We start from the raw sequence: 25,571 nt of genomic DNA, 5'->3' as shown, positions 1-25,571 counted from the left end.
TCATGTCGGGTCAACCAGTCAAAATCGATGACCTGCCCATCGGCAGGTTTCACATCAAGATCGCCGGCCTCACCTTCGGCGCCCACTTCACCGACGGCTACATCCTCGGCCTCATCGGCATCGCCTTCACCCTGATCAACCCGCAGATGGCGCTGACGCCATTCTGGCAGGGACTGATCGGCAGCTCAGCGTTGCTCGGGCTGTTCTTCGGCAGCCTGTTCTTCGGCTGGATCTCCGACCACCTCGGGCGGCAGAAAATCTTCCTCATCAGCTTCGTGCTGATCACCGTTGCCTCGGTAATGCAGTTCTACGTCGAAACCGCGATGCAGCTGTTCCTCTGCCGGGTGTTGATCGGCATCGGCCTGGGCGGCGACTTCAGCGTCGGCCATGCCATGCTCGCCGAGTTCTCCCCGCGCAAGCAGCGTGGTGTGTTGCTGGGCTCGTTCAGCGTGATCTGGACCTTCGGGTATGTCGCCGCCACCTTCGTCGGCACCGCTCTGCTGGGGCTGGGCGATGATGCGTGGCGCTGGATGCTGGCGTCCTCGGCGATCCCCGCGGCGTTGATCCTGATCGCCCGCATCGGCACGCCCGAATCGCCGCGCTGGCTGATCCACAAGGGCCGCGTCGAGGAAGCCCGTGCCATCGTGCGCAAGCACCTGGGCGCCAACGTGGAGATCGACGAAGAAGTCATCACCCGCAAGCACGCCGGCTACAGCGCGCTGTTCAGCCGCGAGTACCGCAAGCGCACGGCCTTCAACTGCCTGTTCTTCATCTGCATCGTCATGCCGTACTTCGCCATCTACACCTTCCTGCCGTCGATCCTGCAGAAGATGGGACTCGCCGAAGGCTTCGGCACCGAGATGATGCTCAACGCGCTGCTGGTGGTCGGGGCCCTGCTGGGCATCTGGTGCACCATCAAGTTCAGCCGTCGCGGTTTCCTCATCAACTCCTTCCTGATACTCGCCGCTTCGCTGTTCCTGCTGGTGTTGCTGCCGGGCAGCATGGCCTGGCTGATGGTGGCGTGCTTCGGCCTGTTCACCCTGGTGCTGTCGGCGGTGAGCAACCTGGTCGGCGTCTACCCGGCGGAAAGCTTCCCCACTGAAGTGCGCGCCGGTGGTATCGGCCTGGCCACGGCGGCCAGCCGCCTGGGCTCGGCACTGAGCACCTTTCTGCTGCCGGTCAGTGTGGCGGGCATCGGCCTCAACCCGACCATGGCGATCCTTGCCGGCATTCTGTTGCTGGGGGCGATCATCTCCATCGCCTGGGCCCCGGAGACCAAGGACCTGACTCTGACTAACGCCTGCCGCGCCGAGTCAGGATCGGCACCTGGCGATGCGCCGGAAAAGGCTGCTCAACTGGCCTGACATCTCCCTGCGAGCTGAGCGAACGGGCGTGCCGGGAAACCGGTGCGCCCGTTCGTCTGTAGGCTCTGAAACGAGGCTCTACCGGGCAGTTCCTCAGATATCTGCGCTGATCATGTAGGAATTTGGCGCAACTGACTGGGGGACCATCCGTATCTATTTCTACCCCGATTTCAGCGCTCCGGATGGCGATTAAGGTAGCGGTCCCTGCCTCGGATTGCCGTCCCCGTACGTTCGTTCAACGGTGCAAAGGTCCCAGGCGATCACTCTTCAGCAAGGAGTCGCCATGCACCTGCGCCCCACCGTTACCGCCATCCTCCTCAATGGTCTGCCGTTGCTTCCCGCCTTCGCCTTACTGGCCTGCGCCGCCTCCCTGAGCGGCTGCATGACCGACCAGCAGTTCATAGCGCAGAACCAGAACGCGGCAATCACCACCGCCTTGTCCCGTGCACGCTTCGAACTCGATTGCCCGGACGCCACCGCCACCGTGCTGTCGAGCAAGGTCACCCAGTTCGCCTACGCCAACAACCGCACCGAATACACCATCGGTGCCCGCGGCTGTGGTCGGCAGGCGGTGTACATCGCCTTCTGCCTGACGCCCGACAGCTGCACCGCGGTCAGTGATACCGCGCGCCTCGGCCAGTGATGCAGCCACGTCGCCTACCTGTTCCGTTCACAAGAAACCGAGCCCAAGGAGGGTTCCTCATGCAAGCACCCAAGACTCTGCCCCTGTTCGCTGCGCTGGCCCTGGCGGCCATGGTCCCGGCGATGGCCGCCGATATTCCGCTGGGTACCGCGGTGGTGTCCGATGAGGTGGTGACCAAGGTCATCTCCGTCGATGCCAAGGACCGTCGCATCGTCGTCGAGGACGAGGCCGGGAAACCGCTGACCGTACAACTGACCGATGCTGCACAGGACCTGGGGCACCTCAGGGCGGGCGACTATATCGCCGCCCTGGTCGTCCACTCCGCTGCCTTTGACCTTGACACTCAGGTGCAGACACAGGCTCCCGGCGCTCTCGAAATCGATGGCGCGGCCATGGCCACTCCGACCAATCCGCATCCCGGAGGCGATGCATTCCGCATGGCCCGCGTCCAGTTGAAGATCGTCGGTATCAATCTCAAGAAGCATGAGCTGACCTTCGAAGGGCCGAACGGCGCGACCAAGGTGGTGCAGGTCGATGACGCCAAGCTGCGCAGCCGCATGAGCGAGCTGAAGACGGGCCAGATACTGACAGTGACCTACGAGGACACCCTGCAGATCGTCACTGCTCATCCGGTCGCTCAATCGGCAGCGCCGGCCAAGTCCAGCAACTGATGCCCTCGCGGAGTTCCCGCCGTGGCGGGAACTCCCTTTTCCCGTTCCCTCGCCTTCGGGCAATCGCTGTGGATTGACTATGCGCCTGACTCCTTTGGGCTGCCCCTGCGCAGTACTACTCGCGACCGTATTCCTGACCGCCTGTGATCGGGCGGAAAAAACGCCCGTCGGGGCCGCTCCAGTCGCTGTCACGACCGTCGTGGCGAAGTCGGCCAGCCTGCCGGCGAGCATGACTTTCGTCGGACAGACCCAGAGTCCACAGGCGGTGGACATCCACGCGCGGGTGGATGGCTTCCTGCTCAGGCGCAACTACACCGAAGGCAGTGTGGTGAAGGCCGGAGACCTGCTCTTCGAGATCGACCACGCACCGTTCCAGGCCCAGCTCGATTCGGCCAGGGCGCAGTATGCCGCGCAGAAGGCCAGCTACGAACGCGCCAAGGCCAACCTGGATCGCGTGCTGCCGCTGGCGGCGGAAAAGGCCCTGAGCCCGAAGGACCGCGACGATGCCATCGGTACGGCCAAGTCTGCCGAGGCCTCCATGGAGGCGGCGCTGGCCCAGGTGAGGACGCAGGAGCTGAATCTCTCCTACACCTACGTGCGTTCCCCGGTCGATGGCGTCAGTGACTACGCCCACGTCAACGACGGGACCTATGTCAATGCCGGTAATAGCCTGCTGACCTCGGTGTCCACGCTGGACCCGATGCGCGTGGTGATGAGCGTGAGCGAGGAGCAGTTCCTCACCATCCGCGACCTGCGCGACAGCGGTCGCCTGGTGTTGCCGTCCGACGGCCGGCTCGAGGCGGACCTGCAGATGTCGGACGGCTCGCGCTACCCGGCGACCGGCGTGGTGAGCTTCGCGTCTTCCACTTTCAACCAGCAGACCGGCACCTTCATGGTCCGCGCCGACTTCGCCAACCCCAAGGGCAATTTGCGCCCCGGCCAGTTCGTGCGCATCACCCTGAAGGGTGCGAACTACGCCAATGCGATCCAGCTGCCACAGCGTGCCGTCATGCACGGGCCCAAGGGCGACTTCGTCTACGTGGTCGACGGCGACAAGGCCGAGGAGCGCCCGGTGCAGATGGCCGAGCCGTCCGACGAGTTCTGGCGAGTCGAGAAAGGGCTCAAGGCCGGCGAGCAGGTCGTGGTCGATGGCGCCGGAAAGCTCGCGCCCGGCGTCCCCCTGAAGATCACCGGTGACGCGCCGGCCGGCAGTTTCGGCCCGGCGACCCCCAAGGCAGAGTGAGGCGACCGTCATGCTTTCGCGTTTCTGTATTGACCGTCCCATCTTCGCGATGGTGCTGTCGCTGATCATCATCATCGCCGGCGGCGTTTCCATCTTTGCCTTGCCGGTAGCGCAGTACCCGGACATCACCCCCATCCAGATCACCGTGACGGCGACCTATCCGGGCGCCGATTCGCAGACCATCGCTTCCACCGTGGCGGCGCCCATCGAGACGCAGGTCAACGGCGTCGACAACATGCTGTACATGCAGTCGGTCAGCTCGCCCACCGGGCAGATGACGCTGAACGTGTACTTCGACATTGGCACCGACCCGGATATCGCCCAGGTCCAGGTACAGAACCGCGTCAGCCAGGCGCTGGCGCAGCTGCCGCAGTCCGTGCAGCAGAACGGAGTGAACGTGCAGAAGCGCTCCTCCAGCTTCCTCATGCTGCTGGCGATCTACTCGCCTGACGGCAGCTTCGACCAGCAGTACGTGGGTAACTACGCCAACCTCTACGTGCTGGACGCGATCAAGCGCATCCAGGGCGCCAACCAGGCGCAGATCATGGGCGACGCCGACCTCGCGTTGCGCATCTGGCTCAAGCCGGACCGCATGGCGGAGCTGGGCATCACCGCGACCGACGTGCAGGACGCGGTCAGCCAGCAGAACCAGCAGTTCGGCGCCGGCAACATTGGCCAGGCGCCGTCCCAGGGGATGATGGAACTGACCTATCCGCTGGTTACGCCGGGGCGCATGAAGACTGCCAAGGAGTTCGAGCAGATCATCCTGCGCGCCGACGCCAATGGCACTGCGATCGTTCGGCTGGGCGACGTGGCCAGTGCCGAGATCGGTCTCAACCAGTACAGCATGCGCTCCTCGCTCAACGGCAAGACGGCAACCATGATCGCGGTCTACCAGCAGGCGGGCTCCAATGCCCTGGAAGTGTCGAAGAACGTCCGCGCCGCGCTGGCGAGCATGTCCACTACCTTCCCCCAGGGCATCGGCTATGCCGTCTCCCTGGATACCACCGAGTTCGTCCGCTCCTCGATCCATGAGGTCGTGGTTACGCTGCTGATCGCCATTGCCCTGGTAGTGCTCGTGGTGTTCATCTTCCTGCAGAGCGTGCGCAGCACGCTGATTCCGGTGGTCGCCGTGGTCGTGGCGGTAATCGGCACCTTCGGCGCGCTGCTGGCGCTGGGCTTTTCGATCAACCTGCTGACTCTCTTTGCCCTGGTGCTGGCCATCGGCATCGTGGTGGACGACGCCATCGTGGTGGTGGAGAACGTCGAGCGGAACATGGAGTCGTTCCACCTGAACGCCCATGACGCCACCGTGAAGGCGATGGAGGAGGTGACCGGCCCGGTGATCGCCATTGTGCTTGTGCTCTGCGCGGTATTCATTCCCGTGGCATTCGTCAGTGGTACCACCGGCCTGCTGTATCGCCAGTTCGCCCTGACCATTGCCTGCTCGGTGATCATCTCCGGCTTCGTCGCCCTGTCGCTGTCGCCAGCGCTCGCCTCGCTGATCCTCAAGCCGGGCCAGCATGCGCGCTGGAAGGGCTTCGAGTGGTACAACCAGCGCTTCGACAGGATGACCCATGGCTTCGTCGGCCTGGTCTCCCTGGTCGTTCGGCGCATGTTGGTGGCGCTGGTGCTGTTCGCCGCCATGCTGCTGGGCATCGCCGCGCTGTTCTCGAGGATTCCCACCAGCTTCGTGCCCGAGGAAGACCAGGGCTACCTGCTGGTTGCCGTGATGATGCCGGACTCGGCGAGCCTGGATCGCACTGAGGCCACAACCGAGCAGGTCGCGGCGATGTTCCGCGAGCACCCGGCCGTGCAGGACGCGTCGGCGATCTCCGGCTACAGCTTCATCGATGGCCAGAACCAGACCAACATGGGCACGGTATTCCTCAACCTGAAGCCTTCGGAACAGCGCAAGGGGGACGCGATGTCGGCCGATGGCATCATCCGCGCTCTCTACCCCAAGCTGGCGACCATTCCCCAGGCCCGCATCATCCCCATCAACCCGCCGTCGATTCCCGGCCTGGGTACCCAGGGCGGCTTCGAATTCTGGGTGGAGAACCGTGGCAACGGTGATGCGAAGGAACTCCAGGCCGCCACCTGGAAACTCATCGGCGCCGCCGCCAAGCGCCCGGAGCTGTCCGGCCTGATCAGTACCTTCCAGGCCTCGACCCGGCAGATGCGCGTCTCGGTGGACAACGCCAAGGCGGAGACCTTGGGCGTGCCGATGGCCGACGTGTACGGCGCACTGCAGACTCAGTTCGGTTCGGCCTATATCAGCCAGTACGTGCTGGGCAGTCGGGTGTGGCAGGTGATCGTGCAGGGCGATGCGCAATACCGCAGCTCGCCGACCGACCTGGGCAATCTCTACGTGCGGCAGAAGGACGGCAAGATGATCCCGCTGTCCGCCCTGGTGAAGACCGAATTCACCTCCGGCCCCAGTCTGGTGACGCGATTCAACAACTTCCCCGCGGCCAAGATCACCGGCAATGCCGGCCCTGGCTACAGTTCCGGCGATGCCATCAAGGCGATGCAGGAACTGGCCCTGCAGGAGCTGCCACCGGGTTACAGCTTTGCCTGGAGTGGCGAGGCCTTCGAGGAGAACAAGGCGGGTAACACCACGGTGCTGGTGTTCGTCTTCGGGATCATCATGGTCTTCCTCATCCTGGCGGCCCAGTACGAGTCCTGGTCGCTGCCGCTGACCGTGCTCAGTGCGGTGCCCTTCGGTATTTTCGGGGCGCTGGTGGCGATCTGGCTGCGCGGCATCTCCAACGACGTGTACTTCCAGATCGGCCTCGTCACCCTGGTGGGGCTGGCGGCGAAGAACGCGATCCTGATCGTCGAGTTCGTCATCCTGCAGCGACAGGCCGGGTTGTCGCCGCTGGACGCGGTGCTCAAGGCGGTCGAGTTGCGCCTGCGGCCTATCATCATGACGTCCCTGGCCTTCATCTTCGGCGCCGTGCCGCTGGCGATCGCCAGCGGAGCCGGGGCCAACTCCCGTCACTCCATCGGCACCGGCATCATCGGCGGCATGCTCGCGGCCACCAGCCTGGCGTTGCTGTTCGTGCCGCTGTTCTCCTACCTCGTCGAACGTTTCAGCGAACGACGGGAACAGTCCAGAAATTCCGTGACCGCGTTGGTGACGCCCCGTGGCGACACCACCCAGGAGGCGCACTGATGACCGCCAGGAAACTCATACTGGGACTGGCCGTCTCGACCCTGGCCGGCTGCATGGTCGGCCCCGACTATCAACGCCCCGAGGTCGCCATGCCGGCGGCCTACAGGGCGCACCTGAACTCCACCACGTCCCAGGTCGACGGCCCGTGGTGGGGCCAATTCGGCTCTCCCACCCTGTCGTCGCTGGTCAAGGAAGGGCTGGCGAACAACCTCGATCTGCAGCGCGCTACCGCGCGCATCGAGCAGTTCCGAGGTCAATTGCGCACGGTACGGGCGGGGCTGTTCCCGCAGTTGGGGGTGGGCGCAGGGGCCAAGCGGGCACGGACTGATCAGTTCGTCGGTACGCCGCTGGCTGGGTTCGATGGAGTGGGCAACCAGTACCAGGCGGGCCTCGATGCCAGCTGGGAGATCGACCTCTGGGGCAAGCTGCGTCGCCAGAGCGAAGCGGCAAGCGCGCAATTGCTCGGTGCGCAATACGCGCAGCGCGGCGTGGCGCTGAGCCTGGCCAGTCCGATCAGCGAGGGCTATCTCAACCTGCTGGCACTGGACGAGCAGCTCGTCATCGCCGAGCAGACCGCGCAGGCGCGCAAGGACGCCCTGGACATCTTCCAGAAACGCTATGACCGAGGCGTGATCCGCCAGATCGAACTCAGCCAGGCACAGAACGACTACTGGGCGACCCAGGCGGCGATTCCTCCCCTGAGAGCGAAGATCAGCGCGGCGGAGAACTCGCTGTCGGTGCTGCTCGGTCGAAACCCCGGCCCTATCGTGCGCAAGGAACGCCTGTCTTCCCTGCGCGCGCCGAAGGTGCCGGACGTCCTGCCAGCCACCTTGCTGTCGCGACGCCCTGACCTGCTGCAGGCCGAGCAGGCTGTGGTCGCCAGCAACGCGATGGTCGGTGCGGCGCAGGCGCTGTACCTGCCGGACCTGAACCTGTCGGGGATGATCGGCTTCAGCCGGGGCGAGAGCGGGCAGTTGTTCGAGAGTGCATCCAGGGTCTGGAACCTGGCCCTGGGGCTCAACCAGACCGTGTTCGATGCCGGGGCAATCTCCGGACAGGTGCTCCAGGCGAAATCCGAGTACCAACAGTCGGTACTCGCCTACAAGCAGGCGGTGCAATCGTCGTTGGCCGATGTGAATGATGCGCTGGTGAGCACGCGGGAGACGGCGGCGCAGCTGACTGCGGTCGAGCAGCAGGTCGGCGCATTGCAGACCTACTCGCTGCAGGCGCGTCGCCTGTACGAGGGGGGATATTCGACTTACCTGGATGTCACCACGGCGGAAGAAAAACTCTTCGACGGGCAGTTGCAGGAGGTAAGCAGCCGCCTGGCTTCGCTGAATGCGTTCAACACGCTGTATCTCTCCGTGGGCGGCGAGGTGGGCGCGGATGCCGCGCTGCTGTTCAAGCCTGTCGCGCTGAAGGGGGGCTAGTTCGATGGCACCGGCAGCTTCCCGCCGCCGCGGGGAGAAAATCCGCATCTTCCGTGGCGATGATGCAGGCGATGCAGAAATCCTCGCGGCGCTACGGGGCGAGGAATTGGCGGTGCGCGGCGATGGCGTTTGCACGTCGCTGTCTCGGCCGCCGATGAAAGGCGTGATGGTGCGTCTTTCTATTCGTGCTCCCCGCTGCATCGAGGTGTTGCGCGACGAGTCGATCGGCAAGTCGAAACTCCCCCGCATCTGACAATCCACCTGCGTAGGCGCCCCTCGGGCGAGAGGCGCCTACGGTAATCAGCTTTGGGGAACGACACGCGCCCCGTTGCCACTGCCCTCGATGTACACCGCCATGCCTTGGCCGAGGTTGGGGTTCACCGGCTGGGTCACCGAGACCAACACGCCGCTGCGCATGCGCACGATGACCTGCTGGGCTTCCTTGGGTTGGTCGTAAAGTTTCTTTTCCTCGTAGTCGCCACCCAGCGCTCCGCCCATTGCGCCAGCCACCATGGCTACGTCACTGCCCGTTCCGCCACCAATCAGGCCGCCCAGTACCGCACCACCGATGCCTCCAAGCACGGCACCGACGCCGCTGTCCTGGTTGCTCTGCATTTGCGTCAAGGTGATCTGCTCGATGCGCCCGCTGCGGATTGCTATCTCGCCCGGGCCGCCGTTTCCGGCGTCGACCGTTGCGCAAGCGCTGAGGGAAAGGGCGAGCAGGGCGCTGACGAGCCAGGATGTTGCTGGTTTCATGTCTCTGTACCTCGAGAATTGCAGGCGCGCCCTCATTGGCATGCCTGTTTCCTGAGGTTAAGGGGATGCTTCCGGCGATGCTGCGGGGGGAGGTGAGTACAGGAAATGTCGCGGCAGACTCTAGGATGCTTCCGGCAGAACTGAGACGGGCGCAGTGTCAAGAATGGGCGTGCACGCCGGTCGAGGCATGCGGCAGAGGCTTCACGAGGGGCTCCGTTACTCCCGTCTCTGTCTTGGGCCAGGTCCTGGAGTTTCGTGAGTCAGGGCCTGGCTTTTTTTACGCTCGCGAAGGCAGCTTCACGGATTCCGCTCCACATTCAGCCAATGCTGGAAGCGCTCCACTTTCGACAGGCCCAGCTTGTCGCTGGCGATATCCAGCCAATAGCCGTAGGGGCCGATCACCTCGACCGGGGTGATCGGCAACAGGCTGCCGCTGGCCAGCTCCCTTTCGATCATCTGCCGGTCGATCACCGCCAGCCCACCCCCGGCGAGGGCCGTATGGATGACCTGGTCCAGGGTGCTGAATTCGATGCCGCTGGCGGCATCGACGTCGCTGCGGCCGACCGCTTCCAGCCAGTTTTCCCAGACCCGCAGGCGCTTGCCTTCGTGCAGGATGTGCAGCAGCGGGTGGTCGTGCAGTTCCGGCGGTTGTTCGCCGTCGAACAGCTCCGGGCTTGCCACGGCTATGTGGCGCTCCATCACCAGCAACTCGCTGTGGCAGTGGGGGGCCTGCTCCAGGCCAAAGCGGATGCGGCAATCCAGTTCGCCAGCGCTGTCGTCACCCTGCTGGTTGGTGATGCTCAGGTTGATGTCCGGATAGCGCTTGAGGAAGCTGCGCAGGCGCGGCGACAGCCAGCGTGTTCCCCAGGTTGGTGGCGCGAGGATGCGCAGGCGCTGGCGCAGGTTGGGCACGCGCACGGCCTGCAGGGCGCGCTCCATCTGGTCGAAGGCGTCGCCCAGGTGCGGGGCGAGGGCGCTGCCGGCCTCGGTCAGGGTCAGGCCGCGTGGCGTGCGTAGGAAAAGGCTGATTCCGAGGTATTCCTCCAGTTGCTTGATCTGCCGGCTGACGGCTCCCTGGGTGACGTTCAGGGCATCGGCCGCCCGATTGAAACTGCGGTGGCGGGCCACTTCTTCGAAGACGCGGAGCATGGTCAAGGGCGGCAGATTACGCATGGCGGGGCCATCCGGAAGTACGCTCGGGGCGCGGGCTTTTTTCGCTGATTCTAGCGATGGCGATGCCTTCGGAATATGCGTTTTTCTCGGGTTATGACTGCGATTTAGTCGTTTGTGTGGTGGTTCGGCCAAGGGCTAGTTTCGGCCGCGCTCACGAACCGGGGAGCACCGGGCGCGGGCGATTCCCATAACGACAAGAAACCAGCCGAGGCACCTTCAACGTGGCCAGACTCCACCTGCCGTTCCTGCTTCCTGCCCTCTTCGCCCTGAGCTCTACTGCCATCGCCGTACCGGTGACCGACAACCTGGACATCGGCGGCGCCGTGCGCGCGCGCTGGGATCATGACCCGGACCGCGATATCGAGAAGTTCGGCATCGACACCGCGATGCTGCGCGTCACCTACACCTCCGACACCTGGATCGGCGCCGCGCGCTACCGCTGGTACGGCAAGGACTATCCCTACCAGTACACCGAGCACTTTGGTGACGTGAACTTCGCCGAGTACGCCTGGATCGGCTACAAGTTTGATCCGGATCGGCAGATCCAGGTCGGTCTCAACCAGATTCCCTTCGGTCTGCAACCCTTCTTCGGCAGCACCTTCTACGAGACCCTCGGCAACGTCATCGGCCTGGAAGACGTCAACGACGTGGGCGTGAAGTACCTCCAGCAGCAGGGCGACTGGAACCTGCAGGTCGGCGCGTATAGCCGCCCCGCCTGGGAGGGCAACGGCACCAGCAACGGCACCACCTATTCCACCGTGGTGACTTCGGCGGATGGCTATGTCGGCGATGGTTCGCGCAACAAGGAGCGGCAGATCCTGGTCGGCCGCCTGGCGCGCTCGCTGCAACTGGGCGATTGGAAATCCGAAGTGGGCTTCTCGGCGCTGACCTCGCGCCTGGAGAACCAGGACACCGACGACAACGGCCGGCGCAACGCCTACGCCATTCACTATGCCGGGCAGAATGGCCCCTGGGGCGTGCAACTGCAGGCAGCGCGACAGCAGATGTCGCCGCGCAATCAGGGGAGCGACGAAGTAGTCACATTCGGTGGGTACGACGGTACGTTCAACGTCGCCAGTCGCGGTAGCCTGTATGTCGGAGACCTGAGCTACAGCATTCCGGGAGGTTTCCTCGATGGTTGGGTCAGCGGCGTGAAGGTCTATGGCAACTACAGCGCCTTCGACAAGTCCGCTGACGACTTCAAGACTTCGCAGCGCTTCATCCTCGGCACCTCCTTCTCGGTGAAGGCGGTGTACATCGCCGTGGAGTGGCTCAACGGTCGCAACGATCCGTACATCGGCGGCAGCAACTACACCCAGAGCCTGGCCGAAGGTGGCACCAGCCACTGGGAGAACCAGCTGTACGCGAATGTCGGCTATTACTTCTGATATTGCGCTGACAAGGCCCGCGCGGCAGAGGCCGCGGGGCAGGGAAGGGTGGGTGAAACGCAAGATTCCGGCGCTCAATGCGCTGAAAGCCTTCGAAGTGGCCGGCAGCACGGGGAGCTTTACCCGTGCGGCCGAGCTGCTCAACGTGACCCAGAGCGCGGTCAGCCGCCAGGTGCGTCAGCTGGAGGAACAGCTGGGCGAGAGCCTGCTGGTGCGCCGGCATCATCACCTGGAGCTGACCGAGGCCGGGCGTGTACTGCTGCGTGCGCTGCAACTCTCGTTCGACCGCATCGAGCTGACGGTGCGCGGTATCCAGCAGCGCCACCACCTCAATCGCCTGCGGGTCAACGCGCCGCCCACCTTCGCCCTGCGCTGGCTGTTGCCGCGCCTGTCGCGCCTGCGCGAAGCGCACCCTGACCTGGAAGTGAGCCTGACCACCAACCTGCAGGACAGCCTTGCGCAGAGCAGCACGCTGGATTGCGCGATTCGCTTCGGCAATGGCGAATGGGACGGCCTGGACAGCTCGCTGCTGATGCACGAACGGCACATCGCAGTGTGCGCGCCCAGCCTGCTGGCGCAGCGCGAGGAGCAGGACATCGATCTGCGCAGCATGACTTTGCTGCATGTGCTGGCCCGCGACGACCAGCGCTTCCTGACCTGGCGACACTGGCTGGACGCGGCGAAGATCCAGGGCGTCGACCTGCAGGGTGGCTACGAATTCGACCTGCTGGACATGGCCATCCGCGCGGCCATCGACGGGCTGGGCATCACCATCGCCGACCGGCAGATGGTCGCCCGTGAGCTGGCGGCGGGGCAGCTGGTGCAGATGCTCGACGTCGAGGTGCAGGGGCACCAGTCGTACTGGTGGGTGAGCCGGCCGGAGCAGGAGTTGCCGTCCCACGTCCAGCGCTTCCATGAGTGGTTGCAGCAGGAGGTGTGGATGACCGAGCGCAACCTGGCGGGATCGGGCTCCGTCATCAGTCTTTCCTGAAAGAATCCGTCGTCATTTCCTGTAGGAAGTGGCGACTTTCCTGCGCGCACTAACCTGCGTTTTTTGCATGTTATGGCGGTTTATTAATCGCTTGTCGCGACTGGGGCGCCTGTCGAAACTTCGGCCAACCGATAACGACAAGAGTCACCTCCCTGCCTGCGCCGCGCCGCCTTGCCCGTCGCCTGCATGAGCCAGCCTGCACCTTGTCGTTGCGTGGGGCCGCCACCGGCCCGAAGCCTTGCTTGAACGACAGGACATGACCATGCGTACAGATCGACACTTCATCGACGGCCGATTCGCCGACGCCTCCTCCGCCCATATCGCCGTTTTCGACCCGGCGACCGAGCAGCAGGTCGCCCAGGTGCCGGCCGCGAACGAGGCCGATGTGCGCAACGCCGTCGAAGCCGCCGCCCGCGCCCAGCGCAGCTGGGCTCGCCTGCCGGCCATCGAGCGCGGCGAACACCTGCGCCGCTTCGCCGAAGCCCTGGAACGCAACGCCGATCGTATCGGCGCCGCCCTGGCCGCCGAGTCCGGCAAGAGCCTGGCCGATGCCAGCAGCGAAGCCTTCTACGCCGGCCAGATCACCCGCTACCACGCCGAATGGGCGCGTCGCATCGAAGGCGAAGTGATCCCCAGCGACTCCACCGACGAAACCATCCTGCTGCAGCGCGAACCGATCGGCGTGGTCGCGGCGCTGATCCCGTTCAACTACCCGGTCTATACCTTCCTGCGCAAGGTCGCGCCGGCGCTGATCACCGGCAACGCCGTGGTGGTGCGCCCGAGCAACAACACCCCGACTTCCGCCTTCGAGATCGCCCGTTGCGCCGAGGAAGCCGGCCTGCCCGCAGGCGTGCTGAACGTGCTGACCATGAATCACGACGTCGCCGCCGTGCTCTGCCAGCAGCCGCAGATCGGCCTGATCACCCTGACCGGCAGCGTTGGCGCCGGCCGTATCGTGCTCGACTACTGCAAGGCCAACATCGCCAAGCCGTCCCTGGAACTGGGCGGCAAGACCCCGGCGATCATCGAGGCGGACGCCGACCTGGAGAAGGCCGCCGCCGCCATCGTCGCCTCCAAGACCACCCACTGCGGCCAGCTGTGCACCGCCATCGAGCGCGTCTATGTGCAGGCCAGCGTGCATGACCGTTTCCTTGCCCTGCTGCGCGAGAAAATGGCCGCCGTGCGCATCGGTAACCGTGCCGAGGACGCCAGCCTGATGGGCCCGCTGCAATACGGCCGCGCCCGTACCGACGTGCACGCCAAGGTCCGGCGCGCGCTGGCCGAAGGCGCCGTGCTGGAGTGCGGCGGCGTGCTGCCCGAGGGCGCCGGCCACTTCTACCCGGCGACCCTGCTCAGCGGCTGCCGCCAGGACATGGAGATCGTCCAGGAGGAAATCTTCGGCCCGGTGCTGCCGGTGCTGTCATACAAGACCCTCGACGATGCGCTGGCCATGGCCAACGACCACCAGTTCGGCCTGTCCTCGGTGCTGTTCACCGAGAACTACCGCAACGCCATGAAGGTCGCCAACCACATCGAGGCTGGCGAGATCTACATCAACCGCACGCCTGCCGACCCCTACCAGGGCTTCCACGCCGGCTGGAAACGCTCGGGCCTGGGCGGCGACGACGGCAAGCACGGGATGCTGGAGTTCACCCAGACGCGCCTCGTGGTCCTCAAGTTCTGACCCCACCTACGGGGCCCACTGCCTGGGCCCCGATACTCCCACCGCTGTTCCGACCAGTTGCCGGCGACCGAGCCGGCTGCGAGATGCATGATGAAAAAAACAATAAGTGCAGATGCCATGACCATGGCCGTGCCGGCTAACGCCAACCTCACCCGTTACATCCAGCTTGCCCTGCTCGTACTTGCGGCGGGGGCAATCTATCCCATGCTGTACCTGCGCCAGGTGTACCAGAGCACCATGCTCGAGGCGCTGGCGATCAACAACAGCGAACTGGGCTACCTCTACTCGATCCTCGGTACCGCCTTCCTGCTCAGCTACCTGCCCAGCGGCTGGCTGGCCGACCGCCTGTCGCCGCGCTTCCTGATCAGCTTCTCGCTGATCGGCACCGGCCTGCTGGGCATGTGGTACGCGATGCTGCCGGGCTTCGACACGCTGCTAGTGATCTTCTGCGGCTTCGGCATCACCACCGGCCTGACCTTCTGGGCCGCGCTGATCAAGCGGGTGAAGATGCTCGCCGGCGAAGACGAGCAGGGCCGCTTCTTCGGCGTGCTCGACGGCGGCCGCGGACTGGTCGAGGCGCTGCTGGCGACCATCGCCATCGCGCTGTTCGCCTACGTCACCGAGACCCGCGGCGAGAAGAACGCCCAGGGCCTGCAACTGGTCATCCATATGTACGCGATCTTCTGCATCGTGCTGGGCGCCGCACTGATGCTGGTGCGTGATCCGCAGAAGAACGGCAAGCAGTCCCGCGCCGAGAAGGGCAACCTGCTGGAAGACTTCCGCACCCTGCTGCGCATTCCCGAACTCTGGCTGGTCACCGCCATTGTCTTCTGCGGCTACCACTTCTTCTGGGCCACCTACAGCTTCTCGGCGTACCTGCAGGAAGGCGGCTTCGGCCTCTCCGCCACCGCTGCCGGCCTGATCACCACCATCAAGCTGTGGATGCGCCCGCTGGGCGGCATCGGCGGCGGCTGGCTGGGTGACCGCTTTACCCGTACCGGCGTGCTGACCTGGGCCATGCTCCTGGCCGCCCTGGGGATGATCGGCCTGATCGTGCTGCCGAGCCTGCATGTGCTCGGCGTGCTGATCTTCCTGGTGATCTTCATCGGCCTGATGACCTACGCCATCCGCGGCCTGTACTGGGCGATCCTCGATGACTGCCACATCCCGCTGCGTGTCACCGGTCTGGCCATCGGCATCATCTCGGTGCTGGGTTACGCCCCGGACGCCTACCTGCCCCTGCTCAACGGCTACATCACCGACCGCTTCCCCGGCTTCGTCGGCTACCAGATCTACTTCTCCTATGTCGTGGTGATGGGCCTGCTGGGCGTGGTCGCCACCCTGATCCTGAACAAGCGCATCCAGAAGAGAGCGAAAAACGCATGAAGATCGTCTCCCTCGAAACCCATGTGGTCGCCGTCCCACCGCCCCACGTCGGCGGCATGTACTGGCTGTTCGTCAAGCTGAAGACCGATTGCGGCATCGAAGGCGTCGGCGAGATCTACGCCGCCACCTTCCATCCCCGGGTGATGGTGCCGGCCATCGAGGACGTGTTCGGCCGCTACCTGGAGAACCAGGACCCGCACCACATCGAGCGCTTCTTCCGTCGCGCCTATTCGAGCGGTTTTACCCAGCGCCCCGACCTGACCATGATGGGCATTGTCAGCGGCCTGGAAATGGCCTGCTGGGACATCATCGGCAAGGCCGCGAACAAACCGGTGTACGAGTTGCTCGGCGGCAAGGTCCACGAGCGCCTGCGCTCCTACACCTACCTGTACCCGAAGAACGCCCAGGGCGAATACGACTACTCCGACCCGGACCTGGCGGCCGAGTGCGCCATCGAGAACATGAAGCTTGGCTTCACCGCGCTGAAGTTCGACCCGGCCGGCCCCTACACCGCGTTCTCCGGCCACCAGGTGTCGCTGGAGGTGCTGGATCGCTGCGAGACGTTCTGCCGCAAGATCCGCGAAGCGGTGGGCAACCAATGCGACCTGCTGTTCGGCACCCACGGGCAGATGGTGCCGTCCTCGGCCATCCGCCTGGCGAAGCGCCTGGAGAAGTACGACCCGCTGTGGTTCGAGGAGCCGATCCCGCCGGGCCAGGAAGACGCCATGGGCCAGGTCGCTGCCAAGACCAGCATCCCGATCGCCACCGGCGAGCGCCTGACCACCAAGTACGAGTTCTTCAGGCTGCTGCAGGCCGGCGGCGCGTCGATCCTGCAGATGAACGTCGGCCGCTGCGGCGGCCTGCTCGAAGGCAAGAAGATCGCCTCCATGGCCGAAGCCTTCTATGCCCAGATCGCCCCGCACCTCTACAACGGCCCCATCGGCGCGGCAGCGAGTTTCCAGCTGGCGGCCTGCACGCCGAACTTCCTGATCCAGGAAAGCATCGGCACCTGGGACGGCTTCCACGCGCAGGTGCTGAAGAAGCCGCTGCAGTGGGAAGACGGCTACATCATCCCGTCCAGCGAGCCCGGCCTTGGCGTCGAGCTGAACATGGACGTGGTCCGCGCCCACAGCCCCTACACCGGCGAACGCCTGCACCTGCAGATGGGCCCGGACCCTGTCGATGTGAAAGACAACGCACCGGCCAAAGGCTGATGCCGGACCCGCTCCCTGCAAACGGGAGCGGGGATCTACCCAACACCGCGGTACGCAATCCATGAAATACGACTACATCATCGTCGGCGCCGGTTCCGCCGGCTGCATCCTCGCCGCCCGCCTGAGCGAATCGGGCCAACACAGCGTCCTGCTGCTGGAAGCCGGTGGCAAGGACAGCTCGCACTGGTTCAGGATCCCGGTGGGCTTCGCCAAGCTCTACTACAACCCGACCTTCAACTGGATGTACTACAGCCAGCCGCAGAAGCAGCTCGCCAACCGCGAACTCTATGCGCCGCGCGGCAAGGTGCAGGGTGGCTCGGGCTCGATCAACGCGATGATCTATGTGCGTGGCCAGGCCCATGACTTCGACGACTGGGCGGCCAACGGCAACGAGGGCTGGTCGTTCAAGGACGTGCTGCCGTACTTCCGCAAGCTGGAATCGCACCCGCTGGGCAACACCGAGTACCACGGCGCCAACGGTCCAATTCGGATCACGCCGATGAAGGGCCACACCCATCCGATCTGTGACAGCTTCCTGGAAGGCTGCCAGGAGCTGGGTTATCCGCTGAGCGACGACTTCAACGGCAAGGACTTCGAAGGCGCCGGTCTCTACGACGTCAACACCAGGAACGGCCAGCGCTGTTCCAGCAGCTTCGCCTACCTGCACCCGGCGCAGCACCGCGCCAACCTGACCATCGAGCGCAACGCGCTGGTGGAGCGCGTGCTGTTCGACGAGAACAAGCGCGCCATTGGCGTGAGCGTGAAGCAGAGCGGCGTGCAGCGTGAGTTCCACGCCGAGCGCGAAGTCATCATCGCCGCCGGCGCGGTGGACTCACCCAAGCTGCTGCAACTCTCCGGCGTCGCCGACCGCGAGCTGCTCGATCAGCACAGGATTCCCCAGGTCCACGAGCTCCCCGCCGTGGGCAAGAACCTGCAGGATCACCTCTGCGTCAGCTACTACTACAAGGCCAACATCCGTACCCTGAACGACGACTTCGGTTCGCTGTTCGGCCAGGCCAGGCTGGGCCTTGAATACCTGCTGACCCGCAAGGGCCCGCTGTCGATGAGCGTGAACCAGAGCGGCGGTTTCTTCCGCAGCGACGATGCGCTGGAGCACCCGAACCTGCAGCTGTACTTCAACCCGCTGTCGTACCAGATTCCCAAGAGCAACAAGGCCAGCCTGAAACCCGAGCCGTATTCGGGCTTCCTGCTCTGCTTCAACCCGTGCCGGCCGACCAGCCGCGGCGAAATCCGCATCGCCTCGAAGAACCCGGCCGATGCCGCACTGATCGACCCGAACTACCTGAGCACGCAGAAGGACATCGACGAGGCCATTCAGGGCAGCCACCTGATCCGCAAGATCATGAACGCGCCGGCGCTGAAGAAAATCACCGTCGAGGAAGTACTGCCCGGCCCGGCCACCCAGTCCGACGAGCAGATGCTGCAGTACTTCCGCGAGAACTGCGGCTCGATCTACCACCTGTGTGGCAGCTGCGCCATGGGCAGCGACCCGCAGACCTCGGTGGTGGACAACCGCCTGCGCGTGCATGGCCTCAAGGGGCTGCGCGTGGTCGATGCGTCGATCTTCCCCAACGTCACCTCCGGCAACACCAACGCCGCAGTGATGATGGTGGCGGAGAAGGGCGCCGACCTGATCCTCGAAGATGCCCGTCTGGTTGCCGAGCAACGCTCGAGCGCCAAGCCTGTCCAGCGCATGGCGGTGTAGTAGCGGCGTATTACCCACTGCCTGCGCCACTGACTAAGCTCTCCCGCATGCCCGGCCACCATGGCCGGGCCCTGCCGGGAGGATGCCCCAGATGGCCGCGAAGAAGATCCTGATGCTGGTCGGCGACTACGCCGAAGACTACGAAACCATGGTGCCGTTCCAGGCCCTGCTGATGGTCGGGCACACCGTCCATGCCGTCTGCCCGGACAAGAAGGCCGGCCAGAGCATCCGTACCGCGATCCACGATTTCGAAGGCGACCAGACCTACAGCGAGAAGCCCGGTCACAACTTCGCCCTTAATGCCAACTTCGCCGATGTGCGCGCCGAAGACTACGACGCGCTGCTGATTCCCGGCGGCCGTGCCCCGGAATACCTGCGCCTGAACGCCAGGGTGATCGAGCTGGTGAAAGCCTTCGACGCCGCGAAAAAGCCGATCGCCGCTGTCTGCCACGGTGCCCAGTTGCTGGCCGCTGCCGGCGTACTCAAGGGCCGCGCCTGCAGCGCCTACCCGGCCTGCGGCCCGGAAGTGACGCTGGCTGGCGGCGAGTACGTGGACATCCCGGTGGACGCGGCCCATGTCGACGGCAACCTGGTCACCGCCCCGGCCTGGCCGGCGCACCCTGCCTGGCTGGCGAAGTTCCTCGACGTGCTGGGCACGAAGATCAGCCTGTAAACTGGCCCGTCATCGAAGCTGGAGCAGCCATCCATGTGCGAACTCTACGTAAAGGCCGACCCGATTCTCTACGAGTCGCGTTCGCGCTCGCTGCGCATCCGTGGCGTGGTCACCACGCTGCGCCTGGAGAACCAGTTCTGGGATATCCTGCGCGAGATTGCCGAAGTGGACGGCATGACCACCAACCAGCTGATCACCAAGCTCTACGACGAGGTGATGGACTACCGCGGGGAGGTGGTGAACTTCGCTTCCTTCCTGCGTGTGAGCTGCACGCGCTTCCTCGCCCAGCGCCGCGACAAGGTGACGGAACTGAGCCTGGTAGCGCGCAGCGCGACCTGATTCGGCCTTTGCTCACGGCGTTTGCCGAATAGTCCGATCCCGGAGCCCGGTGCGGTCTTTCTAGACTGCGCCGTTGCCAGATTCCGGGAGTGTCCCATGCCATCCAGTACCCGCTCGCTTTTCCTCTGCGCCTTGCTGGCGGGAGGCATGGTCGGCCTGTCGATCGCCGAGCCCAGCTCCGCGGAACGCAAAGCCATCACGGCCTATCAGCAGAATGCCTTCGTCGAGCAACTGCACGATATCCAGGAGTCCGCCGGCTTTGCCGTGCCCGTCGAAGTGGACTGGGAGAGCATCGCCCTGCCGGGGCAGGCTGCTCACTATGGGGCCGAGGATTATTGGACCAACGTGTACTTCGTGCCGCTGGCCGAGGCGCTGGAGATGCTGACCTCCTACGACCAGGGCAAGCAGGCGGTACAAGGCAAGCTGAAACGTGTCGTGGTGCGCTACGACGCCAGTCGCGCCTCAGCGGACGGCTACCGCGACAAGGTAGCCCTGGACGCGGGAGTGCTCAGCATCAATTTCAAGCCCGCTTCGGCGGCCGAGGAAATCGAGGAGCGTACCGAGGCCATCCAGTCCGCTCTGGAAACCGCCCTCTGACAGAGAACGGCCAGACATGAAAAAGCCCGGCACTTGGCCGGGCTTTTTCATGGAGCGGTCATGCAGTGATTACTGCACTTCCACCGCCAGGCTCTCGGCGATCTTCTTCTGCCAGATGGCCGGGCCGGTGATGTGCACCGACTCGCCATTGGTGTCGACCGCAACGGTCACCGGCATGTCTTTGACTTCGAACTCGTAGATCGCTTCCATGCCCAGTTCGGCGAAGGCGAGGACCTTGGACTTCTTGATCGCCTGGGCGACCAGGTAGGCGGCGCCGCCAACGGCCATCAGGTAGACGGCCTTGTTGTCCTTGATTGCCTCGATGGCGATCGGGCCGCGCTCGGACTTGCCGATCATGCCCAGCAGACCGGTGGTCTCGAGGATCTGGCGGGTGAACTTGTCCATCCGGGTCGCGGTGGTCGGGCCAGCCGGGCCAACCACTTCGTCACCGACCGGATCGACCGGGCCGACGTAGTAGATGAAGCGGCCCTTGAGGTCCACCGGCAGCTCTTCGCCCTTGTTCAGCATGTCGACCATGCGCTTGTGTGCGGCGTCGCGGCCGGTGAGCATCTTGCCGTTGAGCAGGATGGTCTCGCCCGGTTTCCAGCTTTGCACTTCTTCCGGGGTGATGCTGTCGAGGTTGACGCGGCGCGCGGACGGGCCGGCTTCCCAGACGATTTCCGGGTAAGCGTCCAGGGACGGCGCTTCCAGTTCGGCCGGGCCCGAGCCGTCGAGCACGAAGTGTGCGTGACGGGTGGCGGCGCAGTTGGGGATCATGCAGACCGGCAGCGAGGCGGCGTGGGTCGGGTAGTCCATGATCTTCACGTCGAGCACGGTGGTCAGGCCGCCCAGGCCCTGGGCACCGATGCCCAGCTGATTGACCTTCTCGAACAGCTCAAGGCGCATTTCCTCGATCTTGTTCTGCGGACCGCGGGCCTTCAGTTCGTGGATGTCGATCTCGTCCATCAGGACTTCCTTCGCCATCACCGCGGCCTTCTCGGCGGTACCGCCGATGCCGATGCCGAGCATGCCCGGCGGGCACCAGCCGGCGCCCATGGTCGGAACGGTCTTCAGGACCCAGTCGACGATCGAGTCGGACGGGTTGAGCATGGCCATCTTCGACTTGTTCTCGGAGCCGCCGCCCTTGGCTGCAACGTCCACTTCCACGGTGTTGCCGGGGACGATGGAGTAGTGGATCACTGCCGGGGTGTTGTCCTTGGTGTTCTTACGCGCGCCGGCCGGGTCGGCCAGGATAGAGGCGCGCAGGACGTTCTCCGGCAGGTTGTAGGCGCGACGCACGCCTTCGTTGATCATGTCGTCGACGCTCATGGTGGCGCCGGCCCAGCTCACTTCCATGCCGACGCGGACGAACACGGTGACGATACCGGTGTCCTGGCAGATCGGGCGGTGACCAGTGGCGCACATGCGCGAGTTGATCAGGATCTGCGCCATCGAGTCCCGGGCAGCCGGCGACTCTTCGCGCAGGTAGGCCTCATGCATGGCCTGGATGAAGTCAACCGGGTGGTAGTAGGAGATGAACTGCAGGGCATCGGCGACGCTCTGGATCAGGTCGTCTTGCTTGATCACGGCCATGGAGCACGGTCCTCTTCAGGCGGGTAAGACAGGCTTCTAGCCTGTTACATCAGGGTTTCGCCGACACGGCTGCGGCGAAAAAAGGCGCCATAGTATAGCGCTGCGGCCGCTTGCCGCGCACTCGCCAGTGATCCGACCTTGGTCCCAGGTGACCTCTGCTCTTCATGCGGTCCGCCCACATTCCGATCGGCTAGGCACTGGGGCGCTTTGATAGTAGAGTGAAGGCCAGGTGCCATTACGGGACGGAGCCCCATGAGCACGCTGAAACCACCTCTGAAGCAGCACGCCTTACAAAAACTACTCATCAGGCGATTCGGCATGGCCCTCGGGACCTATGCGCTGGCGCTTCTGTTGTTGTGGTTGGCCGTATTCGGCGAGTTCTACCGCGCCCCCGTCAGCTTCGCCCTGACCTGCACGCTACTGGTCGCCGGCAGCCAGCTGGTGTTCGCCTGGCTGTTCTTCAGCGGGCGCAACCAGCGTTTCACCGATCCGAGCATGACCGAGCCGCAGGTGCTGGTGGCGCTGGTCTGGAACACCCTGTTCCTGGCCAACGTCGATACCGCGCGCGGCACGCTGATGGTGCTCTACGTGCTGATCCTGCTGTTCGGCGTGTTCCAGTTGCAGCCAAGGGTATTCGCCCGCTGCGCCGCGCTGGCCTTCATTGCCTTTGCTGGCCTGAACCTCCACGAAGCCTTCCAGCAGCGCCTGCAACTGCCGGCCCAGGCGGTCCTGCAACTGCTGGTGCTGTTCATCGTGCTTACCTGGCTGAGCCTGTTCGCCGGTTACGTGCAGTCGTTGCGCCAGCGCATGCGCCAGCGCCGCTATGCACTGCAGGCGCACCAGGACACCCTGCGCGGCATGATGCGCCAGCTCGAAGACCTGGTTGCCACCGACGAGCTCACCGGGCTGTTCAACCGCCGGCACTTCATCCGCCTGGCCGGTCGTGCGCTGGAAGAAATGCACCCCGGCCAGCGCCACGGCCTGGCGCTGATCGACCTGGACCACTTCAAGCGCATCAACGATGTCCACGGCCATGCCGCCGGTGACCGCGTGCTGCAGACCTTCGCCGCCGTGGCGCGGGCCTGCCTGCGCGAAGGCGACGTGCTGGCGCGCTACGGCGGCGAAGAGTTCGTCCTGCTGCTGCCCAACGCCGACGCCGATCGCCTGACCACCTGCTGCGAACGCCTGCGGATGGCCTATTCGGCGGCGGAACCGGTGGGTGTGAATATCGAAACCCTGAGCCTGTCGGCGGGGATGACCCTGCTCGACGCCAACGACGATCTCGACGAGGCCTTGCAACGGGCCGACCAGGCGCTCTACCGTGCGAAACGCAGCGGACGCAACCGCTGCGATGCCGCATGGGAGTGGACGCGTGCCTGAGATACAGGCCGGATCGCAACGCTTTTCGGTCAGCCCCGGAGTCAACCTGCTCGATGCCCTGCGCGGCGTCGGCATCGCGGTGCCTTACAGCTGCCGGGCCGGCAGTTGCCACGCCTGCCTGGTGCGCTGCACCCGTGGCGAGGTGCTGGATGCCTTGCCCGAGGCGCTGGATTCCGTGCGCCGCGCGGAGGGCTGGCGACTGTCCTGCCAGTGCCGGGTGATCGAGGACCTCTCGGTGGAAACCTTCGACCCGCAGCGCGATGGCCTGCCCGCCACGGTGACTGAACTCGACTGGCCGGCGCCGGACGTGCTGCGCCTGCGCCTCACCCCGCAACGCCCGCTGCGCTACAGCGCCGGTCAGCACCTGATACTCTGGAGCGCCGAAGGCGTCGCGCGGCCCTACTCCCTGGCCAGCGTGCCGGGCCTGGACCCCTGGCTCGAATTCCACATCGACTGCCGCGAATGCGGCGCCTTCGCCGATTTCGCCCGAGGCCTGAAGGTCGGTGACAGCCTGCGCCTGGGCGAGCTGCGCGGCGGCGCACTGCACTACGACCCGGAATGGCATGAGCGACCGCTGCTGCTGATGGCTTCCGGCACCGGCCTGGCGCCGCTCTGGGGCGTCCTGCGCGAAGCGCTGCGGCAGCATCACAGTGGGCCGGTCCGCGTCATTCACCAGGCCCATGACCACGCCGGCCATTATCTGGCGGAGCCCCTGCAATCCCTGGCCGCCAGCCATCCTGAGCTGCAAGTGACGCTGATGACCACGGCCGAGTCGGCCGAGGTTTTGGCGCAACTCCGGCTTGTTTCGCGGCGAACCCTCGCCTTACTCTGCGGCCATCCTGCCAGCGTCGATGCCTTCGCTCGCCGCCTCTACCTCTGCGGCGTGCCCCGTGGCCAGACGCTGGCCGACCTGTACCTGCCCCACGCCTGAGAGCCAGTTCAACACCTGCTGCGCGCCGGCATGACTGCGTTGGAACCAGGCTGAAAAATGCTCATTTACGCGATGTAAACTCCGCTTTTTCAGCCTGACTCCGCCTTGTTCTGCTCTAGCTCGCGAGGTGTTGAAAAGGCTCTGAGGCGGTCCCACCCTTCAATAAGAACAAGGAATTGCCATGAGCGAACAGATTCTCGTCGAGCGCGAAGAGGGCCTGCTGACCCTGCGCCTGAACCGTCCGGACAAGATGAACGCGCTGACCCGCAGCATGTATGCCGGTCTCGCCGATGCGCTGGAAGCGGCGCAGGAGGATCGTTCGGTGCGCGTGGTGCTGATCACCGGCAACGCCGAGTGCTTCACCAGCGGCAACGACATCGTCGACTTCCTCCAGGAGCCGCCGAGCGGTCCGGACAGCGCGGTGTTCCGCTTCATGCGCGCGCTGATGGAATTCACCAAACCGGTGGTCGCCGCCGTCGCCGGCCCGGCCGTGGGCATCGGCACCACGCTGCTGCTGCACTGCGACCAGGTGTTTATCGCCAGGAGCGCCAAGCTGAAGATGCCCTTCGTCAACCTGGGCCTGTGCCCGGAGTTCGGTTCCAGCTTCCTGGTGCCGCGTCTGGTCGGCCCGGTGAAGGCTTCCAGCCTGCTGCTGCGCGGCGAAGGTTTCACCGGCGAGCAGGCCGTGGCCTACGGCATCGCCAACGAGGCGCTGGCAGACGGCGCGGCCGCGCTGGAGCGTGCCCGCGAGGTTTGCCAGGCCTTCCAGCAACTGCCGCCGGCCGCGGTGGCGCTGAGCAAGCGCCTGCTGAAAGCGCCCTTCATCGAGGAACTGCGCCGGGTGGTGGCGGAGGAAGGCCAGCACTTCGTGCAGCGTCTGCATTCGCCGGAAGCCCACGAAGCGCTGAGTGCCTTCACCCAGCGCCGCCAGCCGGATTTCTCCAAGTTCCTCTGAGCGGCTCGCTCACGGCGTACAACCGCGAGCGGTTGTACGCCCCGTTTATGTAGGATGGGTATCGCTGCGCTCCACGCCATCCTGCGTCGTGCACTCGGTCACTCTGGTAGGGCGAATAACGCGCCAGCGTTATCCGCCGTGGGATGGCCGGGTTGCCCACACAATCTGTGGAGCGCGCTGTGGATAAGCTCTGGGGCAACCCAGCGAAGCCACGCCAGCCGTGATCTGCAGGAGATTGAGCGGTATTTGAGCGATA

The 25,571-nt window shown here is 64.9% G+C and carries 22 protein-coding genes; 19 read left to right on the top strand and 3 right to left on the bottom strand.

Annotated elements, in window-relative coordinates:
- The first annotated feature begins 2 nt into the window (after positions 1-2).
- The 7 genes from IB275_RS25395 to IB275_RS25365 all read left to right on the top strand — a co-directional run bounded on the left by IB275_RS25395 (position 3) and on the right by IB275_RS25365 (position 8,782).
- On the top strand, positions 3-1,364 hold the full coding sequence (locus IB275_RS25395; RefSeq protein WP_192292236.1) for an MFS transporter: 1,362 nt from the start codon (positions 3-5) through the stop codon (positions 1,362-1,364).
- A gap of 283 nt (positions 1,365-1,647) precedes the next feature.
- On the top strand, positions 1,648-2,007 hold the full coding sequence (locus IB275_RS25390; protein WP_192292233.1) for a hypothetical protein: 360 nt from the start codon (positions 1,648-1,650) through the stop codon (positions 2,005-2,007).
- A gap of 59 nt (positions 2,008-2,066) precedes the next feature.
- The gene (locus tag IB275_RS25385) at positions 2,067-2,678 is read left to right on the top strand and encodes a hypothetical protein (protein ID WP_192292230.1); all 612 of its coding nucleotides are present in this window, start codon (positions 2,067-2,069) and stop codon (positions 2,676-2,678) included.
- 199 nt (positions 2,679-2,877) lie between these two features.
- Entirely contained in the window at positions 2,878-3,921 is a 1,044-nt protein-coding gene (locus IB275_RS25380) for an efflux RND transporter periplasmic adaptor subunit (protein ID WP_192292227.1), read from the top strand.
- 10 nt (positions 3,922-3,931) lie between these two features.
- A complete protein-coding gene (locus tag IB275_RS25375; protein WP_192292224.1) occupies positions 3,932-7,099 on the top strand; it encodes an efflux RND transporter permease subunit in 3,168 nt (1,055 codons plus the stop codon).
- Complete coding sequence (locus IB275_RS25370; RefSeq protein WP_192318806.1) at positions 7,099-8,529, top strand: efflux transporter outer membrane subunit; 1,431 nt, start codon at positions 7,099-7,101, stop codon at positions 8,527-8,529. The genes IB275_RS25375 and IB275_RS25370 overlap by 1 nt, the downstream gene beginning before the upstream one ends.
- A gap of 4 nt (positions 8,530-8,533) precedes the next feature.
- A complete protein-coding gene (locus tag IB275_RS25365; protein ID WP_192292218.1) occupies positions 8,534-8,782 on the top strand; it encodes a hypothetical protein in 249 nt (82 codons plus the stop codon).
- A 47-nt stretch (positions 8,783-8,829) separates the two neighbouring features.
- On the opposite strand, the gene IB275_RS25360 is transcribed toward IB275_RS25365, so the two are convergent.
- Complete coding sequence (locus IB275_RS25360) at positions 8,830-9,285, bottom strand: hypothetical protein (RefSeq protein WP_151188276.1); 456 nt, start codon at positions 9,283-9,285, stop codon at positions 8,830-8,832.
- A gap of 297 nt (positions 9,286-9,582) precedes the next feature.
- Positions 9,583-10,458 (bottom strand): LysR substrate-binding domain-containing protein, encoded by an 876-nt coding sequence (locus IB275_RS25355; protein WP_192292215.1) that lies wholly within the window; start codon positions 10,456-10,458, stop codon positions 9,583-9,585.
- A 221-nt stretch (positions 10,459-10,679) separates the two neighbouring features.
- Between IB275_RS25355 and IB275_RS25350 the strand changes: the two genes are divergently transcribed.
- The 9 genes from IB275_RS25350 to IB275_RS25310 all read left to right on the top strand — a co-directional run bounded on the left by IB275_RS25350 (position 10,680) and on the right by IB275_RS25310 (position 20,456).
- Positions 10,680-11,846 (top strand): putative porin, encoded by a 1,167-nt coding sequence (locus IB275_RS25350; protein ID WP_192292212.1) that lies wholly within the window; start codon positions 10,680-10,682, stop codon positions 11,844-11,846.
- A gap of 52 nt (positions 11,847-11,898) precedes the next feature.
- A complete protein-coding gene (locus IB275_RS25345) occupies positions 11,899-12,837 on the top strand; it encodes a LysR substrate-binding domain-containing protein (protein WP_081516333.1) in 939 nt (312 codons plus the stop codon).
- 262 nt (positions 12,838-13,099) lie between these two features.
- Entirely contained in the window at positions 13,100-14,521 is a 1,422-nt protein-coding gene (aldA, locus tag IB275_RS25340) for an aldehyde dehydrogenase (protein WP_192292210.1), read from the top strand.
- A gap of 90 nt (positions 14,522-14,611) precedes the next feature.
- Entirely contained in the window at positions 14,612-15,907 is a 1,296-nt protein-coding gene (locus tag IB275_RS25335; RefSeq protein WP_225610428.1) for an MFS transporter, read from the top strand.
- A complete protein-coding gene (locus tag IB275_RS25330) occupies positions 15,904-17,121 on the top strand; it encodes a mandelate racemase/muconate lactonizing enzyme family protein (RefSeq protein WP_192292207.1) in 1,218 nt (405 codons plus the stop codon). The genes IB275_RS25335 and IB275_RS25330 overlap by 4 nt, the downstream gene beginning before the upstream one ends.
- A 61-nt stretch (positions 17,122-17,182) precedes the next feature.
- Entirely contained in the window at positions 17,183-18,847 is a 1,665-nt protein-coding gene (locus tag IB275_RS25325) for a GMC family oxidoreductase (protein WP_192292204.1), read from the top strand.
- 91 nt (positions 18,848-18,938) lie between these two features.
- Complete coding sequence (locus tag IB275_RS25320; RefSeq protein ID WP_192292202.1) at positions 18,939-19,520, top strand: DJ-1/PfpI family protein; 582 nt, start codon at positions 18,939-18,941, stop codon at positions 19,518-19,520.
- A 33-nt stretch (positions 19,521-19,553) separates the two neighbouring features.
- On the top strand, positions 19,554-19,859 hold the full coding sequence (locus IB275_RS25315) for a ribbon-helix-helix domain-containing protein (RefSeq protein WP_192292200.1): 306 nt from the start codon (positions 19,554-19,556) through the stop codon (positions 19,857-19,859).
- A 96-nt stretch (positions 19,860-19,955) separates the two neighbouring features.
- On the top strand, positions 19,956-20,456 hold the full coding sequence (locus IB275_RS25310; protein WP_192292197.1) for a hypothetical protein: 501 nt from the start codon (positions 19,956-19,958) through the stop codon (positions 20,454-20,456).
- Positions 20,457-20,525: 69 nt separating this feature from the next.
- On the opposite strand, the gene IB275_RS25305 is transcribed toward IB275_RS25310, so the two are convergent.
- A complete protein-coding gene (locus IB275_RS25305) occupies positions 20,526-22,049 on the bottom strand; it encodes a fumarate hydratase (protein WP_081516327.1) in 1,524 nt (507 codons plus the stop codon).
- 252 nt (positions 22,050-22,301) lie between these two features.
- On the opposite strand from IB275_RS25305, the gene IB275_RS25300 reads away from it, so the two are divergent.
- From IB275_RS25300 to IB275_RS25290, 3 genes are all read left to right on the top strand, one after another.
- Complete coding sequence (locus IB275_RS25300) at positions 22,302-23,429, top strand: GGDEF domain-containing protein (RefSeq protein ID WP_192223895.1); 1,128 nt, start codon at positions 22,302-22,304, stop codon at positions 23,427-23,429.
- Positions 23,422-24,360, top strand: a complete 939-nt coding sequence (locus IB275_RS25295; RefSeq protein WP_192292194.1) for an iron-sulfur-binding ferredoxin reductase — start codon at positions 23,422-23,424, stop codon at positions 24,358-24,360. Before IB275_RS25300 ends, IB275_RS25295 begins: the two co-directional genes overlap by 8 nt.
- A gap of 181 nt (positions 24,361-24,541) precedes the next feature.
- Entirely contained in the window at positions 24,542-25,315 is a 774-nt protein-coding gene (locus IB275_RS25290; protein ID WP_192292191.1) for an enoyl-CoA hydratase-related protein, read from the top strand.
- The last annotated feature ends 256 nt before the right edge of the window (positions 25,316-25,571 follow it).

The organism is Pseudomonas sp. PDM21, assembly GCF_014852505.2.
GTDB lineage: Bacteria > Pseudomonadota > Gammaproteobacteria > Pseudomonadales > Pseudomonadaceae > Pseudomonas.
This window is presented reverse-complemented; position numbering and strand designations above follow the sequence as displayed.